The sequence below is a fragment of the Bacillus sp. FJAT-44742 genome (genome assembly GCF_002797315.1).
GTDB lineage: Bacteria > Bacillota > Bacilli > Bacillales > Marinococcaceae > Thalassorhabdus > Thalassorhabdus alkalitolerans.
In genome coordinates this window covers 79,595-94,163 of sequence record NZ_KZ454937.1, presented here as the reverse complement: position 1 = coordinate 94,163, position 14,569 = coordinate 79,595, and the positions used below count along the sequence as shown (strand labels likewise).

General features: G+C 41.2%; 18 protein-coding genes. 1 reads left to right on the top strand and 17 read right to left on the bottom strand.

Annotated elements, in window-relative coordinates; translation table 11 throughout:
• Positions 1–194: 194 nt before the first annotated feature.
• Positions 195–344 carry a sporulation histidine kinase inhibitor Sda gene (gene sda, locus CEF17_RS18690; protein WP_100401037.1) on the bottom strand — a complete coding sequence of 50 codons (150 nt, stop codon included), beginning with the start codon at positions 342–344 and terminating at the stop codon, positions 195–197.
• Between the two features lie 195 nt (positions 345–539).
• Between sda and CEF17_RS18685 the strand changes: the two genes are divergently transcribed.
• Positions 540–722, top strand: a complete 183-nt coding sequence (locus CEF17_RS18685) for a hypothetical protein (protein WP_100401036.1) — start codon at positions 540–542, stop codon at positions 720–722.
• A gap of 83 nt (positions 723–805) precedes the next feature.
• Here the strand turns inward: CEF17_RS18685 and CEF17_RS18680 are convergent, their stop codons facing one another.
• From CEF17_RS18680 to CEF17_RS18610, 16 genes are all read right to left on the bottom strand, one after another.
• Positions 806–1,051, bottom strand: a complete 246-nt coding sequence (locus CEF17_RS18680) for a hypothetical protein (protein WP_100401035.1) — start codon at positions 1,049–1,051, stop codon at positions 806–808.
• A gap of 1,130 nt (positions 1,052–2,181) precedes the next feature.
• On the bottom strand, positions 2,182–2,628 hold the full coding sequence (locus CEF17_RS18675; RefSeq protein WP_100401034.1) for a hypothetical protein: 447 nt from the start codon (positions 2,626–2,628) through the stop codon (positions 2,182–2,184).
• Between the two features lie 72 nt (positions 2,629–2,700).
• Entirely contained in the window at positions 2,701–3,000 is a 300-nt protein-coding gene (locus tag CEF17_RS18670; protein WP_100401033.1) for a hypothetical protein, read from the bottom strand.
• Positions 3,001–3,113: 113 nt separating this feature from the next.
• Entirely contained in the window at positions 3,114–4,070 is a 957-nt protein-coding gene (locus tag CEF17_RS18665; RefSeq protein WP_100401032.1) for a beta-ketoacyl-ACP synthase III, read from the bottom strand.
• A 69-nt stretch (positions 4,071–4,139) separates the two neighbouring features.
• Positions 4,140–5,717 (bottom strand): benzoate-CoA ligase family protein, encoded by a 1,578-nt coding sequence (locus CEF17_RS18660; RefSeq protein ID WP_100401031.1) that lies wholly within the window; start codon positions 5,715–5,717, stop codon positions 4,140–4,142.
• 109 nt (positions 5,718–5,826) lie between these two features.
• Positions 5,827–6,627, bottom strand: a complete 801-nt coding sequence (locus CEF17_RS18655) for an enoyl-CoA hydratase/isomerase family protein (RefSeq protein ID WP_100401030.1) — start codon at positions 6,625–6,627, stop codon at positions 5,827–5,829.
• A gap of 60 nt (positions 6,628–6,687) precedes the next feature.
• Positions 6,688–8,193: an aldehyde dehydrogenase family protein gene (locus CEF17_RS18650; RefSeq protein ID WP_100401029.1), complete on the bottom strand. Its 1,506-nt coding sequence runs from the start codon at positions 8,191–8,193 to the stop codon at positions 6,688–6,690.
• Positions 8,194–8,205: 12 nt separating this feature from the next.
• Entirely contained in the window at positions 8,206–9,405 is a 1,200-nt protein-coding gene (locus CEF17_RS18645) for a thiolase family protein (protein ID WP_100401028.1), read from the bottom strand.
• Positions 9,402–10,160: a 3-hydroxyacyl-CoA dehydrogenase family protein gene (locus tag CEF17_RS18640; protein WP_232725648.1), complete on the bottom strand. Its 759-nt coding sequence runs from the start codon at positions 10,158–10,160 to the stop codon at positions 9,402–9,404. Before CEF17_RS18640 ends, CEF17_RS18645 begins: the two co-directional genes overlap by 4 nt.
• A complete protein-coding gene (locus tag CEF17_RS18635) occupies positions 10,141–11,004 on the bottom strand; it encodes a 3-hydroxyacyl-CoA dehydrogenase NAD-binding domain-containing protein (RefSeq protein WP_100401027.1) in 864 nt (287 codons plus the stop codon). The genes CEF17_RS18640 and CEF17_RS18635 overlap by 20 nt, the downstream gene beginning before the upstream one ends.
• Before the next feature lie 15 nt (positions 11,005–11,019).
• Positions 11,020–11,196, bottom strand: a complete 177-nt coding sequence (locus CEF17_RS21125) for a PaaD-like zinc ribbon domain-containing protein (protein WP_198509038.1) — start codon at positions 11,194–11,196, stop codon at positions 11,020–11,022.
• Positions 11,186–11,824, bottom strand: coding sequence for a Phenylacetic acid catabolic protein (locus CEF17_RS18630; RefSeq protein WP_100401026.1), 639 nt, complete (start codon positions 11,822–11,824; stop codon positions 11,186–11,188). Before CEF17_RS18630 ends, CEF17_RS21125 begins: the two co-directional genes overlap by 11 nt.
• Positions 11,825–12,058: a hypothetical protein gene (locus tag CEF17_RS18625; protein ID WP_100401025.1), complete on the bottom strand. Its 234-nt coding sequence runs from the start codon at positions 12,056–12,058 to the stop codon at positions 11,825–11,827.
• Positions 12,055–12,384 (bottom strand): metal-sulfur cluster assembly factor, encoded by a 330-nt coding sequence (locus CEF17_RS18620; RefSeq protein ID WP_198509037.1) that lies wholly within the window; start codon positions 12,382–12,384, stop codon positions 12,055–12,057. The genes CEF17_RS18625 and CEF17_RS18620 overlap by 4 nt, the downstream gene beginning before the upstream one ends.
• A 2-nt stretch (positions 12,385–12,386) precedes the next feature.
• Positions 12,387–13,325, bottom strand: a complete 939-nt coding sequence (locus CEF17_RS18615) for a Phenylacetic acid catabolic protein (protein ID WP_100401024.1) — start codon at positions 13,323–13,325, stop codon at positions 12,387–12,389.
• A gap of 256 nt (positions 13,326–13,581) precedes the next feature.
• Entirely contained in the window at positions 13,582–14,565 is a 984-nt protein-coding gene (locus CEF17_RS18610) for an MBL fold metallo-hydrolase (protein WP_100401023.1), read from the bottom strand.
• Positions 14,566–14,569: the final 4 nt, after the last annotated feature.

The window sequence follows — 14,569 nt, the reverse complement described above, 5'->3', positions numbered from 1 at the left end:
TGTGAAACTTGCTTTACAAACAGGTTATCAGAAAGAATGGGGGCCTTAGGAGAAGATGGAAATACCCTTAGTGTTAACACTATAAGACTAAAAGATAGAAACACTATATATTGATAGGCCAATTTATTTTTTCGGAGACTTTCTTTGTGAATGGTTAGGAAGAGAGAGCACACAATTTCACTCTCTCTTCCTAGCTATGGACTTGATAGAGAGTTTGAAACTGGGAGACCTCGTTTTCTTATTTCTATCATTAGTAGTTCTACAAATTGTTCTTCAAGATTTTCTTCTTGAGCTAAGTGATAAGCTTCAAGCAGCTTTTTGTCTGATAATTCTTCTAATGCCACTACCTCTCCCCCCAGTAATACTCCTATTTGTTGTATCTATTACCTTATAGAAGAGGTTTCAAAAACATACTTTTGCATACAAAGCTTTAAAACAGAGATAACGAATGGGATCGGACATCGAAAAGAGGGAAAATGAGGAAAATTTCCCCTTACGTTGAATAAGAATGTCATATAGCAAGAGAGGGGGGAGAACACATGAAAAAATATTCGGTCTATGTAAAATTCACAAATAACCAGGACCTTCAATTTGAGACGGATACCGATATTAAAAAGGCAACAACCCAACGAATCAATGGGGGTTATTTCATTGTTACGGAAAATGATTATATCCTTAACCCCATGCATATCAAAGAAATGAACGTGGTGAAATTGCGTTGAAGGTGTTCTATTAAACAATGCAAACATGATATATTGTTATGAAATTACTAACAAAGAGCAAGGAATGATCACTTCCTTGTTTTTTATTTTTCATTTTCTTCTTTCCTTAGAGTGAGGAGAAATTTTATGTCTTTATCTATTTGCTTCACCAACTCAACATCATGACTCTCCACGGCCTTTTTTCTAATTTCATTTGCAAGTTCAAGAAATTCCAGATTGCTCTTTTCTATGTGACATACGTCCGAATATTCCGTCTTTTTATTTTGATTGGGTACCTTTTTAACGGCGTCTTCACTTCTTTCTTGATCAAACGGTTGCAAGCATCCCATAATTGACTACCTCCTTTCCCCCTTGCTTTTTCCTTCCTTACGATAACATAGAATCTCGCCTACTGTGGAGTAAAGCATATGGAGTGTTATATTCTTATAAAAAAATCTAAAAACAGGTTTAACATAAATTCGATACGGGGAATATATTAAAATAACCGTCTTTTCCCTCCCAATGTCCTTTCTTTGTACATAAGAAGGGGCTTTTTTTATTTACTAAGGAATTTTTTTTTCACACTTTATTTTTCCTCTATCTTAATCGGTTGTTTACACCACCTTACATTCCCCATTTAATCATCCATAGCTTTATTATCTATAAACGTTTAGATCCAAAACACCAGTTTAGAACATTAATGATAGTCTCACATAGCCCCTAGGCATCTGATCACCACTATAAGATCTAAACACTAAATATTGTTTTGCTTTTGGACCCAGTTGATGGCAGAGATCAAAAAAATAACACTAAAACAATATAACAATATATTTCATATAGAATTTTAGGGAGTGTTTTTTATTGATTAATAATGATATTTGTTATACACTAAAATTGTTTCCTTAGGGAAAATTTATTCACTTGAGGAAATATCATTCTTAAACTGTTCAATCTTCTCCGACACTGTTGTTGCTACGGACGGCAACAGTGTCACTCATTTTTTTGGCAGCAGCTTTCTTTAAGCAAAGCGTAGTAGACATAGGTGAAATTTGTAACTAGCTACATGGAGGAGGATCAATGAGTGAAGAGACTTAAAGATCTAAAAACAAAGAAAACAGAACAAATTATAAAACAGATAAATCCAGCCAAGATAATCCAAACTAAAAGAAAACATTGAAGCACACTTTGCAATCACGCTTTCACCCCACAAGATATATTGTTGCAATATTCATAAGTAAACCCTGGATGTCGTTCATCCAGGGCATTTTTTCATATTCTTGCATTGATAAACCTTGCACACTCTCTCAGGAGAAATTGGGTACCTCTATAGTATTTTTGAAGACTTAGAATCAAAGTAGTACCATGCTGTGATGTTCCCAAAAAAAGATCTCGGTCCCAAACACCTAGTTTAGAACATTCGTTCATTACTTTTAACAAAAGGTACACTATAGCACTATTTAGTAAAAACAATATATAGTTTTTATCTTTTCGTTTTTAGGTTATTTCCCTTTGGTTTATATGGCTTAACGGATTGAATGGGCTGCTTAGGATTCTTCCGTTTGGCAATGATTTCTCCACTTTGAGTTACGCATTGACGAATAAACGGATAAAACGCTTCTAAGGATAGGTGAACATTCTCGGTGTACACTGTTTGGTGTAAATGGTCAATATAGAGTTTTTCTTTCGTAATCCCAGGGAAGGAGGTTACATGCTCCATTGAGCTGATCTTCTTTATAAGTGGGTATTCTTTCTGATCGCTTTGAATATCGCAAGGAAATTTTTCCTTGATTTCTTGTTGAAGAGTTGAATTCATTAATTGATGTAAGAACTCTTTTTTATTCGGCAAATGCTGAATGAGAGAAACATAACCACCTGTATCGTTAGCTACCTCTGCTGGAGTATACTCCTTGACCAGGTCTTGAGCCAATTCTACCGTTTCCTCCTTAAACAAAGAGGCACCAGAACTTACCGTCGAAAAAAAGAATAAATGGGTGACCGCTTATCCTTTTTCTTGTTCCAGAAATGCCTCCAATTCGCTTAACCTCTTGTCATACTGTTCAGAAGTCGTTGGGTCTTCATTGACTTCCTTGGCCATATTATCTGTGGCAGTAAGGAAAGTTCCCTTATCTAATTCTTTTTCTGTATTAGCCACTGACACTTCTGGTTTTCCCTCTGGTAGATTTTTATCAAGTTCTCTCAAACGATTAAATAATTCCTTATACTCCTCTTGTAGTTTCTGCCTTTCTTCGTAAATTTGCTTCACCCGTATGTGAATGGCTTCTCTCTCATTAAACGTCATGAAATATCCTCCTTGTTTTCCGAGTCAAAAATGAAGAACTCCCTAAGATATATGAAAAAGTAACCCCTGTCTGCTTTTTAACAGGGGTTACTATCTATTTAGAATAAAATTGTTTAATACTGCAATAACACAGTTCCCCAAATTAACCCACCGCCAAAGGCTGTCATAACTATAGTGTCTCCTTTGTTAATTCTTCCATCTTGGAGTGCTGTAGTAAAAGCCAAGGGGATGGTTGCCGCCGAATTGTTGCCAAAGTACTTAATGGTACTGATTACTTTTTTCTCTGGAAATTCTAGATTTCGCCCCACTGCATCGATGATCCTCTGATTTGCTTGATGAGGGATCAGCCAGTCTACTTCATTAAGGAGCAAGTTGTTTTGCTCGGTTATCATTTTGACATTTTGGGACATGGCCGATACAGCCAACTTAAAAATTTTGTTCCCGTTCATAACAATTTGAGGAGATTCTTTAGAACCACCGCTCTCGACATAGAGATCATAATAATGTTGTCCGTCGGAATGAATAGTAGAATCAATGATTCCACGACTTTCATCTGATTCCTCAGCTGAGACAATGAATGCCCCGGCACCATCGGCAAACAAAATAGCTGTAGAACGATCGGAGTAATCAACAATTTTTGAAAGCGCATCTGCTCCAACCACTAGCACATGTTTTACTTTCCCCATCTTTATATACTGTTCTGCTGTCTGCAAAGCCGTTAAAAAGCCTACACAGGTGCTATGAATATCAAAGGCACCGATTTGTCTGCACTTCAGTAAATGTTGAAGTCGCACAGCCACAGGAGGAAACATATGGTCGGGGGTTTCTGTAGCGACGATCAGCATGTCAATATCCTCGGCCTTCAAATGTGCATCTTTTAAAGCTTGTAGACTCGCTTGATACCCTAAGAAAGAAGTATCTTCCTCTTCTCCGATGATTCTTCTCTCATGGATCCCTGTCCTTGTCGTAATCCACTCATCGGAGGTATCCATCAGTTCTTCTAAGTCTTTATTTGTTAAAACTTTCTCTGGGACGTAGGCCCCTACACCTTTAATGACTGCGCGCTTCACAACGTTATTCATCCTTTCGGGCTTACGCTAACAGGAGTCTCATGTACTCTCTTTGTAGCAGACTGTCATCTAATTCGTTTTTAATTTAAATCTCTGAATCTTCCCGGTTGCTGTTTTAGGCAAATCGTCTATAAATTCAATTTCTCTTGGATATTTATAAGGAGCCAAGTTTTGTTTTACATAAAGTTTCAATGTCTCTTTTAACTCCTCGCTTGCTTTTTCTTTTTCCCTCAAAACAATATAGGCTTTAGGGTATACAAGGTTTTCCTTGTTCTTTTCTCCAATGACCGCTACTTCTTCGATATCTTCCCTCTGTAGTAAGCTTGTTTCAATTTCTATAGGAGAGACCCATATGCCTCCAACCTTTAACATGTCATCGGAGCGGCCACAGTACCAGAAATACCCCTTTTCATCCTGATAATATTTATCCCCGGTCTTCATCCATTCCCCTTGGAATTTTTGATGATTTTCAGATAAATTACACCAATATCCTGAGGTAATGCTTTCTCCTTTTATGACAAGATCACCAATTTCATTCGGAGGAAGCTGTTTTCCTTCCTCATTTATGACTTTGGCTTCATACCCTGGTACAACTTTGCCCGTGCTGCCAGGTTGCACCTCGTTCATTCGGTTTGACAGAAAAATGTGCAAGGCTTCGGTTGAGCCTATACCATCTAGAATCTCCAATCCAAACATTTCTTTCCATTTTTTTGCATACGACGCCGGCAAAGCTTCACCTGCCGACACACAAACTCGAATAGAAGATAAATCAAGAGGTCTTCCAATCTCTTCAGCGTACCGCATCATCGCTCCGTATAACGTAGGGACGCCAAAGAAAATCGTCGGTTTCTTTTCTTCAATGACTTCAAATACTTTAGCTGGTGTAGGTCTTTCCTTCAGCAAAATGGTGGTACCTCCTGCAGCAAAAGGAAAATACATTCCATTCCCAAGCCCATAAGCGAAGAATAGCTTGGAAGCAGAAAAAGTACGGTCATTTTCGTGAATATTTAGAATATTTTTAGCATAGTTTTCAAAGGCTGCCTCCATACTCTGTTGGCGATGAATCACACCTTTTGGATTCCCTGTACTTCCAGAACTGTAAAGCCAAAAAGCTGTGTCTTCAGCAATCGTATGAGCTTCTTTCAAGGTCTTGGAAGCATTTTCAATAAAACTATGATAATCTATCACGTCCGTTTTGTTCGATTCGTTTTCTCCAATGACAATCACATGCTTTAAAAAAAGGAAGCGATGCTTGTACTCTTTTACCTTTTCCCATATTTCCTCATGCACGACAAAAACTTTCGCACGACTATGATTAAGAAAGTACTCATAATCGTGAGGCTGCATCATTGTATTTACTGGAATGGGAACCGCGCCGATTTTGAGAGAACCAAAAAAAGCAGTGACAAACTCAGGTGAATCATAGGTAGCCACTAGAATCCTGTTTTCTTCTTCCACGTTAATATTTTTTAACGCGTTTCCAAACTTGTTCATCAAATCAGAAACTTCTTGATAAGTCAGGATCTCTTCCCCACAAATAATAGCTTCTTTGCTACCATTCCCTTTGGCTACATTCTCATCGACAAATCTAACGGAAGCATTGTACGGTGCCTTAATTCCTCTTACGTGCTCCACAGATTCAATCATTTTCTCCCTCCTTCTTTATTATGTAAACGGATACACTTTTTCTTAGAAAAAAGGGGGTTAAGCAACTAATACCTAACCCCCAAAACTTTCCAAGTCCTTGGTGAACCGTTTATTTCCCACTCCAGTTGGCTTCTCGTTTTTCTAAGAAAGAGCTGAGACCTTCCTGAGCGTCTTCTGAACGGAACAATAGGTTTTGAAGCTCCCCTTCATAACGAACCGCTACGTTAAGAGGCATTTCTTTTCCATTCATAATGGAAAGCTTGATGTTGGACGCTGCATAAGTAGCACTTCCTGCTACTTTCTCTGCATACTCTACCGTTTTTGCCCGTGTTTCCTCTTGAGGGAACACTTTGTCCACCAGGTTGATATCCAGGGCTTCCTGCGGAGTTAAAGTGTCTCCGGTGATATTTAAGTCCAACGCTTTGGAATGTCCTACCTGGCGAAGTAGGCGCTGGGTTCCGCCTGTTCCTGCCAGAACGCCAAGGCTGATTTCTGGAAGACCGATCTTTCCTGCTTGATCTCCCATAAAGCGAAGGTCGCAAGCGAGAGCCATTTCCAAGCCTCCTCCTACGGTATGCCCTTCCAAGCAGGCAATCCAGATTTGAGGAGAACGGGCAATCTTATCAAGCGTTTCATTACAGAACAAGCAGAACTGGGTTTTAAAGCGCGGATCTGCGGATTTTAAGAAGCTAACATCCGCACCAGCGGAGAAGAACTTCGGCATATCACTCATTAAAATGACCACTTTTATGTCACTGTCAAAGCGAATCTCGTCAATTGCAGCATTTAGCTCTTCATAATAATCCAGGTTGTATGAATTTGATTTATTGACATGAATGTGAACCTCAGCAATCCCATTATCCTTTTTTACCACTGTAAGATTTTGTTTTTCTGTTTGTGTAGTACTCATTTGTACTCCTCCTTTAATATAATAAAATATTTTGTCGTAAAATAATATACCGATTATTCGTCAAATTCCGAAAATATTTAACGGTTTTTCCCCTACGTAGGAGACCACACTCTTTGTTTCTGAGTATAGATCTAATGCCTCGAGACTGAGTTCTCTTCCAAATCCCGATTGTTTATAGCCGCCAAACGGTGCTCCTGGGAAAGCAGAGATCGGGTTATTCACCATTACAATTCCTGCTCGTAAACCAGAGGCAATTCGGTGAGCTTTGCCATTGTCTTTTGTCCAAACGGCCGACCCCAGGCCAAAGATAGAATCATTTGCACGTTTCAGCACTTCTTTTTCATCTTTGAATTTCATAAACACAACCACAGGACCAAACACTTCTTCTTGGGCAATCCGCATATCATTTGTTACATTGCCAATGACTGTCGGCATATACCAGTGACCTTTTTCAAATTCCTCTCCTTCGGGACGCTGTCCCCCATAGAGCACTTCTCCACCTTCTTCTTTGGCAATCTTCACATAGTTATCAACGGTTTCTTCATGCCCCTTAGAAATTAAGGCTCCCATATGGGTTTCTTTATTAAATGGGTCACCTACTTTAAGTTTCTTTGCTTTTTCGATAAATCTCTCTACAAATTGGTCATAAATATCTTCATGAATAAAAACTCGGGAACGAGCTTCACAGGATTGACCCGTATTATAGAAGATCCCGAACAGGGAACCATCTACCGCTCCTTCTAGGTCACAATCATCACATACAATGCTTGGTGATTTTCCGCCTAACTCCAACGTCACACGCTTGAGTGTTTCCGACGCTCTTGACATGATATCTTTCCCCGTATCTGTTTCACCCGTAAAGGCTACTTTGTCTACGTCAGGATGCTCTGTTAAATAGGGGCCAATTTCAGAGCCGCTTCCCGTCACAACGTTTAACACACCCTCAGGGAGCCCAGCTTCATAACAAATATCAGCAAGCATGTATGCAGTAATTGGAGTATAGCTCGCTGGCTTTAACACGATGGTGCATCCTGCGGCTAGGGCCGGAGCTATTTTCCATGCCGCCATCATAAGCGGGTAGTTCCATGGGAGAATTTGTGCACATACCCCTACCGGTTCTTTTTGTGTATAGTTGAAAAAGCCGTTTGGCATAGGGTTGGTTCGGCCTCCAAATGTTGATAGGGTGCCTGCATAGAATTCAAAGTCTTCAATAGCCTGGGTAATTTGCCCTTGTGCGGCAGCCACTGTTTTCCCGCTGTTTAACACTTCCGCTTCCACTAATTCGTTAAATCGACTACGCATAATTGATGCGATCTTGTTCAACAGCCTTGCTCTCTTCGCTGTTGTCTGTCTAGGCCATTTACCTGATTCAAACGCTTTTCTTGCAGCCTCAACGGCCTTATCTACATCTTCTTTCGAAGCCTTCGCCACCTTGGATAATGTTTCTTCTGTCGCCGGGTTATAAGTGTCAAAAAACTCTCCTTGACTGCCATCTGTGTACTCTCCATTAATCAATAACTGGTATTTTTCTTTGATCACTTTAGGCTTTGTTGTCGTATCTGTCATATAAATTCCTCCTTATATTTTTTCTACAATGGTTGATATGCCTTGTCCTACACCAATGCACATACTTGCCAGACCATATCTGCAGTCTCTCTTCTGCATTTCATGAACAAGGGTCGTCATGATTCGTGCTCCGCTGCATCCCAGTGGGTGTCCAAGTGCAATGGCTCCTCCATTCACGTTTACAATGTCGGGATCCAGCTCTAATTCTTTGATGCATGCCAACGCTTGCGCGGCAAAGGCTTCATTCAATTCGGCAAGGTCGATGTCTTTAGTGGTCAAACCAGCTCGTTTTAATGCCTTTTGGGTAGCTGGAATCGGTCCAATTCCCATATAAGAGGGGTCTACTCCTGCAACCGCTGAGGTTACAATCCGGGCCATGGGTTGTAAGCCAAGTTGCTCGGCCCTTTCTTTTTCCATGATCAGGAGAGCGCTCGCCCCATCATTGATGCCTGAGGAGTTGCCAGCTGTTACGGTGCCGCCTTTCTTAAATGCTCCCTTAAGCGACTTTAAGCCTTCCAAAGATGCTTCAGGGCGAGGGTGTTCATCTTTTTCAAATAAAACCGGAGCTCCTTTACGTTGAGGGACTTGATAGGGAACGATTTCTTCCTCAAACCGATTGCTTTCCATCGCCCGTACTGCCTTTTTCTGACTGTGGAGAGCCATTTCATCCTGTTCTTCACGCGAAATATTGTATTTCACACCCACATTTTCAGCGGTTTCCCCTAAGCTGATAGGTGGATACTCCTTTGCCAGTTCAGGGTTAACCAACCGCCATCCAATGGTGGTGTCATACAACGTCTGATTACCTCTGGCTCCTGTTACGTGGGGCTTCATCATGACATATGGAGCCCGGGACATGCTTTCGGTACCTCCAGCAATAAAAACATCCCCTTGGTCAGCTTTTACGCTAGAACTCGATTGGTTTATCGCTTCTAACCCTGAGCCGCAGAGTCGATTAACTGTAACACCCGGCACAGTGGTTGGAAGCCCGGCAAGTAACAACCCCATCCGAGCAACATTCCGGTTGTCTTCGCCACCTTGGTTGGCACAACCCATCAATACATCATCGATGTCATTTGGATCTATATCGACCCTTTTCATAAGCTCCCTGATCACGTGCCCGGCGAGGTCATCTGGACGAACAGTGGACAAGGCGCCGTTCACTCTCCCGATTGGAGTTCTTACTGCATCAATTATGACTGGGTCTCTCATCGTATTAACTCCTTCGATAAACGGTTCTCATAGTGATAAAATCCCTTTTCCGTTTCTTCTCCTACCCACCCTGCGTAAACCAGTTTTTTTATCAAGGAAGCTGGCCGATACCTTTCCTCTCCCAGTTGACGGTGCAATCCATTTAACACGGCAAACACATTATCAATTCCTACCTTTTCAGCCCATTCCAGGGGTCCCGCAGGGTAGTTGGTTCCCTTTTTCATTGCCAGATCAATATCTTCTGCGGAAGCAGTATTTTCCATCAAGGCAAATGCTGCTTCATTAATGATCATGGCTAGGATTCTGGGGTACACCAGCCCAACTTCATCATCCACCCATTCAACTTCTTTTCCTACTGATTGAAAAAGGGTCTGGACACCGGTCATATGAGCCGGGTCTGTTTGTAATGCTGGTGCAGCTTCAATGGCCGGTGCCTCCTCAGCATCTGCAAACGCTCCAAACCCAATGACCCTTTCAGGGTAGGAACTCCAGGAAGCAATCTCCGTTGCCGTCCATTGCATAGATGTCGTAAGTACAGTGGCACCTGCAGGCGCATGTTCATCAATATAACGAATGGCTTTTTTCTTTTCTCCTTGCTCCATGTTGTGAGTTTCAATCACTAGATGAGCGGAAGCTAACTTGTCTTTATCGTTTCTAGCTACCTCTATCCCTTCTTTACGGTTCATGATAGTAAAGAAGGAACGAGCGATATTGTTTTCCCCAATAATACTGATGTTACATTGGTTTATACTCATAAAAGCCCCCTTCTGTCTTTCTTCCAAGCCGTCCTCCTTGCACCATCCGCTTTTGAAGAGAACTTGGACGAAACCGGCTTTCCCCAGAAAAACTATCATAAACCGTTGTAGTGGTAGCATAGTTAATATCAATGCCTATTAAATCTTGTAATTCAAATGGCCCCATCTTAAACCCACCGATATTTCGCATTATTTTGTCAATTTGTTCTACAGATGCCACCTGGTCCTGGGCCATACGCAAAGCTTCATTATAAAAAGGCCGTGCTACTCTGTTAACAATAAATCCTGGTGTATCCTTACAAAACACCGGTGTCTTATTTAACTGAACAGCAAAAGCACGTAAGGTTTCTATCACCTCTTCAGAAGTATGCATCCCTTTGATCACTTCAACGAGAGGCATTAACGGGGCAGGGTTAAAAAAATGAAGGCCTGCTACCCTGTTTGGATGATCTCTTCTTCCTGAAATTTCCGTAATGGATAAGGAAGACGTATTAGACGCCAACACAGCAGTCGAGGAACAAACGGCTTCTAATTTCTCAAAAATTGAATGTTTAATTTCTATTTTTTCTGGTGCTGCTTCAATCACTAGATCTACCTGCCCCACTTCTTCTATGTTTGTAGTAAGAAACAATAGGTTTTTGGCAGAATCCCTTTGATCTTCTGAGATTTTTCCTTTTTCCACTAAACGGTCTAACCGTTTGAAGATCGAATGTTTAGCCTGTTTCACCTGATCCTCTTCAATATCATATAAAACAGTGGTAAAACCATGCTGTACCGCTACTTGCGCAATACCTGCCCCCATGGTGCCTGACCCTATGACGGCTACATTGTTAATCTTTTCCATAGTATAGGACACCCTTTATCCATTGTTAGATTTCTTTTGCCAGCGAATGTATTCAAAAACCGATTGACAATGATGACAGTAGTATTGTCGAACGAGCTGGGCTGTACCAAATGGTGCAATCTTTTCCACCTTTCCTGATGAACAGAAAGAACACGTAACGCCAGCTTCGCTATTCTTTGGATCAGCCAGCATAAGAAACATTCCTGTCTAAGGGCAACTCTTCAACAATTTCCTTACATTCACTTGATAAATTGCTTTGAGGAGAAATCGCTCCACTGCTTATGAGATCACTGTCCTTCTCGATAGTTGAGAGCCAAGCAACTGCCTCTTTCATTGCTTTGTCTACCTCTTGTTTGAACCTACCTGGAATGGAGCCTGTATCTTGCAAGAGCTGATGAGACCAATCTTTTGAGTAAACCAGATGGTCATATTGTTCGTTTAGCATCTTACTGAACGGAGCCTTGAGTTCGTTTCCGTTTCCTTTCATAAGCTCTTTCATGACAAGATCAATGGCTACATTATTTACATAGAAGCCGGCAATTAACTCAACCCAATTTGATGCCTGGACAATCTGCTCAAATGCTTTGCCGGTTTGACTTTTCACGTCCTTCCCTCCACGCTGTCCTTGCACCTCATGTGCCCAGCGGTAGATCAGACGAGCATGGCCTAACTCTCCTTGAGCCATCGAAATAGAGGAAAGAGAAGCTTCTAAATTTGGACCACTGACGCCAATTTCTACAAGCTTGTCGCCCATAATAAATTTATTATCAGCAATGGTCTCGGCCAGCTCTGCAATTTTTCTGATTTCGTTTTCTGTCATTTATTTCACACCTTCCTTTTCAAATAATGGCTCCGGAAGAATGACAGGGAGAAGGTTAGATTTTTTTACTACTTGCATTTCCACCCAATCTTCTTCATCATATATTTGCTTTGCATAAAGCTTTGCTAATTCATCACTGGTTGCCCGCAAGGACCCTACTTCCACCAAGTCGTCACCTCGCTTAATTCTGGTGAATAATAGATAGTCTTCATTCTGTGGTAATGTGGAGCTCATGAACTTACCCCCCAATGTTTCATTTTATTTCTTCCCTCTTCCGTCATGTCGTGGACGGTCCAAGGTGGATCCCAAACCACGTGGATGCTTACTTCATCAATATTTTTTTCTTGTAAAAGTCTCTCTGTGATATCACTTTCAATCCAAGTCATGCATGCACATCCGGTAGAAGTATACGTCATGGTTACCACTACTGTACTGCCCTTTGTTTCAATTTTTCGGATCAGTCCCATGTCAACCACACTAATAGGGAACTCTGGATCCATGACTTCTCGAAGGGCCTGCCAATATTGCTCAGTGGATTGGTTATTGATCGCTGTACTCATGGCTATATAGCCTCCTCCTGGCGCATTTGTTCTAATTCTTTGGCGCCTTTTTGAATGCGATTCACAAACTCTTCATTTTGGGGTCCTCTCTTTTTGAAACGCTGGATAACTCCATCCCATGTATCCGGCTGATCATAAAGCCATTTCCTGTTCTCTACATCAAACTTACAGGGGAACGGAACATCAAGAACGTATTTCTCTTGTTCTTCATCATAATGAGCTGGAACCTTTACGCCGATCGATTCACAAAACGGCACGGCGGTGGATAACCACCGTTGGCGAAGCTCGTCGTTTGTGCTTCCCTTCAATTTATAATCCAGCTGAGCGGATCGACTCTTTAAGTTGTCTGCTACTCCAAAAAACTCTAAGGCCATGAGAAACATCCAATCGACTGCTTCTTGCACCTGCTTCGCGGTTTCTGGCTTTTTCATACCGGCTTTCATGATAATTTCGCCATTGCGAAGGTGAAACAATTCCTCTTTATCTACTTTCACTAATGCTCTTTTCCAAGGTCCATAGGACGTACTTTGGTAGGCATCTCCAAGGAGGGTATATCCTGCCCGATCAAACAGACCATTAAATACTCCTAGTTCAATCCAATTATTCAGCTTAAAGTCAAAGGCATATGGATTTTTCCAGCGGTTAGCTGGTCGCTCATACAACAAGCTTTCCGTGTCTTCTCCTAAAGCTTCAAGCAATCGGTACGCAATATGAGCATGACCGATTTCATCCTGCATAACAGCCAAAGCTGTAATTTTGTAGTTAAGATTAGGTGCTTCATTATAGACAGTTAATAACGGAGGCACACTCAGTAATTCTGTATCTCCTACAATGGTCAATGTTTGTTTAAGCGCTTTCAAATACTCCTCATTCATATCTTCACTACGTTCTACCATAAAACCATCCTGTACTTTTTCCATTAGCATTTCGGCCTGACTCATGAAGAAGCCCCCTTCGCATCTTATTATGTTTTTTAAATTATCGTATTTAATTAATAATATAAACTACCCAAGAGGGAAAGTCAATATATTCATTACGTTTTTTTAACGATAGATTAAAAAGTATTTTCATGTTTCCCACAGTCTTGGTTAGAGTGGTGATTGTATCCTGCAAAGCCTTTCCCCTTTGGGTAGCAAGCACTTTTGGTGGAAATTCTCATTTATTACAAAAAAATCACAGAGACTATGCTCTGTGATTTTATATCATACTGGAAGAAGGCTGTATTTGATTGTAGAATATCAGCTTACCTATATTATGTTTTTCTAACTTCCGTTCTTTTTCTAGGTAATTTAAGTGAGCGATCGTTTCTGCCATAGCAAATCGCCACTGATGGGGGTTTAGTTCTCTATGCTGAAAGAGATCTGAAGCAATTTCATACGCCGTTTTATTCGCAGCGAGCTCCTTTATTTTTTCCAGGCGTTTTTCATGATGGTAGATGAGTGCCTCCGCCCGCTCCTTAACATGATAAAGGACTTCTCCATGCGCGGTGTAGGCTACTTTGACAGTTACCTCCATTATTTTCTTTAAGGATGCAATGTAATCGTGCAGTGGATGCTGTCTGGCCCCAGGCCAGACACTAATATTTGGTGTAATGGGGTCAAGAATAAAATCTGATGAGATCAGGATTTCTTCGGCCGAATCATAAAAACAAACTAAACCATCACTGTGGCCTGGCGTATGAATGATGTCCCACTCTCGACCAGCAAAATAAGGCTTCTGAGGGAGCGGTTCAATCTCAGGTAAAGGAAGAACATTGGTTTTCATCTTTTCCATATGCTCCTCAATTTCTTTAGAAAGCATAAGTGGGACACCATGACTTTCGATCATGGATTGTACAGTGGTAGCCTGTTGACTCCCTTTCCCCCAAACTCTTTGAAACATTTGGCAGTCTAAGTCATGCATGTAGACCCTTGCTCCCGTCTTTTCTTGCATCCACCCTGCAAGCCCTGAATGATCAGGATGGAAATGAGTAATATAAATCTCTTGTATCAGCTTAGGGTCGATGGAAAGATATTGAAATACTTCTTCCCATGTGTCTCTTGCCTTTGGATAGTTAAAGCCCGCATCTATTAAAATGTAATGATCTGCCTTAGGAAACAGATAACAATATACATATTTCATAGGGAAGGGCACGGGAATTCCGATCCGATACCCTTCTCCTTCGATTTTGTGAACTTCCATCCTT